The 3,360-nt window shown below is 64.2% G+C and carries 1 protein-coding gene; it reads right to left on the bottom strand.

The window, feature by feature from the left end:
• On the bottom strand, positions 1–3,360 hold a 3,360-nt coding region (locus GJ668_RS19505; RefSeq protein WP_155451748.1), incomplete at both ends, for a beta strand repeat-containing protein.

Raw genomic sequence — 3,360 nt, 5'->3', positions numbered from 1 at the left:
CTGAAACTCAGCCCGCCGCCGCTATCGGCAAGACGGCTGCCATTGAGGGTCGTGCTGTCAGCGACATAGGCCGTATTCGCCGGAATCGGGTCGGTGAAGACGACGTTGGTCGCGTGCTCCGTCCCCGTATTCTCCAGGATGACGGTGTATTCGAGCGTGTCGCCAGCGAGCGCGTCCCCGCCATTGAGGTCGGTCACCGTCTTGGTGGCGTCGATCACCGCGTTGGTGGTCGGGGTGAGGCTGACCGATTGGCTGGTAGCGTAGTTGTTGAGTCCATCGCCCGCGCCATCGCTGCCGATGCGTCCGCTGTCGGCGTCGCCGCTAGCCTCTGGAATCGATCCCCACGTCAGTGTCGCCTGATTGGGTTGACTCACACCCACCACTGAATCCGGACGCAAGCGAGCCGTGATGGTGATCTCGTGGCTGGCACCCTGTGCCAGTTGGGCTAGATCGAAGGTCAAGGTTTGATCCTTGATGCTCGGCGTTCCGCCGGTCGCGGAGACGTACTCCAAGCCGGGCGGCAGGGTATCGACCAGTTGCACGCCGTAGGCGGTGGCATCGCTGGCGCTGAGGGTCAGGGTATAGGTAACGGTGTCGCCCAGGGAAAGGGTCTCGACGCTCTGATCCAGGACCAGGGTGACAGTCGGTTCCACCACCGTCAGGTTGAGCGGCTGGTTGCCGTCAGTCTCACCATCGGCGTCGAAGTGGAGGGTTTGATTCCCCTCAGCATCGACATACTCAAGTTTGGCCTGATTACCCAGCACGGTTTCGGCCTGATTGGCGGTGACGTTATCGACCCGCGCGGTCAGGTCGACGGTCAGGTAATCGTCGTCGCGCCGTCCGTTGGCGGCGTTGACGACGGTGCCTAAGTCAAAGCGGACGACCTGCCCCGTGTCGCTCGGGCCGGTGGCTGGCGTGACCGTCAAATCGGTGGCGGGGTCGAAGGGAATGGTCAGGCTGTCGCCCGATCCCGCGCCTAGGGTGTAGCCCACATAGCTCAGGCCGGCGGGCAAGGTATCGGTGAGCACCAGATCCTCGGTGGTGCCTTCGATCAGACTGACCTTCAGCCGGTAGGTGACCTCTTCGCCGACGGCGAAGGTCGTCCGGGTGTTCGGCAGGAACTGCTTGTCGAAGGCGACCGTGCTGTCGATGGTGAGGGCTTGGGCGCTGTCGTTGGCCTGATAGTCGTTGACTTCCGGTGTCCCCGACCCGGTGCGTTCGGTCGCATCCTCGCCATCGAGACTGGTATAGGTGACGTTGGCGGTGGTCGCTGGAATGGTGTCGCCGGACAGGACGCCAACATCCAGTTTGGCCTGGAAGGTCAATTCGAGCACGGCACCGGCGGGCAGGTCGAAGCCGTCGCTGGTGGTGCTCAAGCCGTCAGCGTCGATACTGAGGGTGGCGAGGAGCGCGCTTAGCGCCTCGGAACTCAGGTTGGTGTTGTCGGTGCTGGCGAGCGAGTCGGACACGCCGGTCAGGCCGGCGGGCAGGACGCTGGACAGAAGGCTGTCGAAGGCCGTGGTCACACCCACGCCACTGGCATTGCTCAAGCTCAGGGTATAGGTGATGACATCACCCGCCTGTAAGTTGGTGAGCGTGCCGCTGGGTCCGGCGGCATCGAGTGTCAGGCTCAACTGGGGTTCGCCCAGTTGGATACTGGCGGCGTCGATGCGGGTCTTCTCGGCGTTGTCGTCGCGCGGATCCTTGAAGGTCAGGGTGGCGGTATTTTCCAGCGGTTCCGTATCGAACTGATTCGTCAAGACGTTGGCGACCCGCACGCCATACTCCAGTGACAGGGTCTGGGCGCTGGCGGCGCTGTTGGTGAGGGTGCCGAGGGTGATGGTCAGGGTTGGCGGCGTGCCGCTGGCACTGTCCGTCAGCGAGGCGTTCGTCAGGGCCGTATTGGTATCGACACGGTTCACCGGTCCGACATAAAGCAGACCCTCCGGCAGGGCGTCGGTGAGGACGGCGTCGGTGACGCTGAAGTTGGCGGGGACGCTGATGTCGAGCCGGTAGGTGACCAGCTCACCAATGGCGTAACGCTGCGTGTCATCGACGGTCTTGGTCAGGTTCAACTCATTGATGGTGACCTGGGCGCTGTCGCTGACAGTGTAGAGGTTGACACCACTGCCGGCGCCGGTGCGTTCGCCATCTTCGGTGCCGGCCGTGCCGGCGGCATCCAGCCCGCTGCCGGAGCCGGTGGCGCCGGGCAGACTGGTCCAGGTCGCGCTGGCGGTGTTGTTGAGCTGATCGTTCGGCGCGCCGCTGAGGTCCGTGTCGGAGACCGGAATGGTGAGCGTGAGCACCCCGCCGGCCGGGAAGACTTCAACCTGGACACGCAGCCCGTCGCTGCCGCAGTCGGTGGCCTCTGTTGTGATCCCCGTCGGCGCATCGGTGCCGGATGGCGTCGCGGTGACGGTCCCCAGAGTCCAGGAGTCGCTGAGCGGATCGGTGATACAGACATCGTAGGCCGGCGCATTACCGGTATTGGCGACGACCAGGGTGTAGGTGGTGGCACCACCACTGGACAGCAGCGCGGACGGGCTGACCGTTTTGTTGAGGGTGAGACTGGGTTCGATGATCGACAGCGAAGCCACGACCGGCGTCAACGACTGTTCGACGCCAAGCGTGTTCAGGGTGCGAATGGTGGCGCTGTTGGTGAGCGTCTCTCCCTTGGCATTGCCCGCCAGGTTCTGCACCCGCGCGCGGTATTCAAGGACGTACTGTTCGGTTGTCCCAGCATTGGCATCGGAGTTGATGACATTGCCGAGGGCGAGGCTCAGGGTCTGACCGCTCTGGAGCAAATGCACGCCATCGATCAGGGTGACAGGGTCATTGGCATTGGCGCTGTTGATGCCGCCCGGATTGAGCGAAGCGTTCAGGGCGGTGCTGGTGCGCCACAGACGCGCGGAGCCCGCGACGTAGGCCAGTCCCGTCGGTAGCGTGTCGGCGAAGGTCAGTTGGCGCGTGGTGCCAGACGGAGCGGTGAAGGCCAGTTGGAAGGTGACGACTTCGCCGATCAGGACGTTAGAGTCGATGCTGCCGGTTTCGCTGCTGTCCGTCTGGGTCTTGTCGAACAGGGGAGTGGGGGCCTCGGTGTAGACCGGGGTCAGGGTCGGGTTGAGACCGTCGCCGCTGGTGCCGTTGTCGTCGGAGCGGACGCCGGTGGTATCGCCGTCGCGGGTGACGGTGGCTTGATTGCTCAGTACGGTGCCGTTGGTGGTGCCGGCATCGATAGTCACCCGGAAGCTGACAGTGGCAGTCGCGTCATCGGCTAGAGTGCCTAGAGTGCCTAGAGTGCCGAGGTTGACGGTGACGGGTGAGGCCGTGGCGCTGATCACCGCACCCTGGCTGGTCACC

The organism is Allochromatium palmeri (assembly GCF_009720725.1).
Classification (GTDB): domain Bacteria; phylum Pseudomonadota; class Gammaproteobacteria; order Chromatiales; family Chromatiaceae; genus Thermochromatium; species Thermochromatium palmeri.
Note: the sequence above shows the minus strand (reverse complement) of the source record. Positions and strands in the feature narration are given on the sequence as shown.